Here is an 804-nt window from a genome sequence, read left to right on the forward strand (position 1 = left end):
GCCTTGGACCAGTTAAGCGGCGAACTGCACGCCAGCACTCAAGCGGTACTGATCGAAAACAGCCGCGTGCTGCGTCAGGCGGTACTCGAACGCCAACTGAGTGCGCAAGGCCACCGAGGGGCTCAGCCCAAGGAGCTGAACCAAGGCGCTTGGGTGCAACTGCCGCGCCAGTCCGGCCAGCTCGCAGGCGATAGCAACACCACGCGCACCGCCCACAGCAGCACAGGCCTGTTGGTGGGGTTCGATCACACGCTGGAACAAGGCACGCGCCTAGGCGTGGTTGCCGGCAGCGGCAGCACCGATGTAAAGACCCAAGGCCGCGGCAAGGCGAGTGTCGACACCTATCAACTGGGCCTGCACGCAGGTCACAACTGGAACGCTTTTGGTTTGTATGGCGGCATCGCGTATGCGCAACATGAGGTCCAGACAAAACGTCGCGTCAGCTTCCCGGGCGTAGACAACCACCTGAGCGCCAAGTACGTCAGCCGCACCGTGCAGACGTTTGCCGAGGCGAACTATACGTTCAGCCACGACAGTTGGGATTGGCAGCCGTACCTGCAATTGGCCAATGTGCAGCAGCGCAGCGAAGGGTTCAAAGAGCGCGGCGGCATAGCGGCATTGCGTGGCAAGCGCTCTAAAGAGAGCGTCAACCTGACCACCGGCGGCGTGCGGGCCAACCTCGACCTAGGCAAAGCGCAGCTAGGCCCGTCATGGCTGAGCCTGCGCGGCGGCCTGGCTTACACGCATGCCAGCGGCGACTTGCAATCCACTACCCAGGCAGCTTGGGACGGCGGACGCGTGATG

General features: G+C 63.2%; 1 protein-coding gene. It reads left to right on the top strand.

Annotated elements, in window-relative coordinates; all coding sequences use genetic code 11:
- The coding region (locus F0169_RS26575; protein WP_152748080.1) for an autotransporter outer membrane beta-barrel domain-containing protein at positions 1-804 on the top strand (804 nt) is incomplete at both ends.

This window comes from Pseudomonas kitaguniensis, assembly GCF_009296165.1.
Classification (GTDB): domain Bacteria; phylum Pseudomonadota; class Gammaproteobacteria; order Pseudomonadales; family Pseudomonadaceae; genus Aquipseudomonas; species Aquipseudomonas kitaguniensis.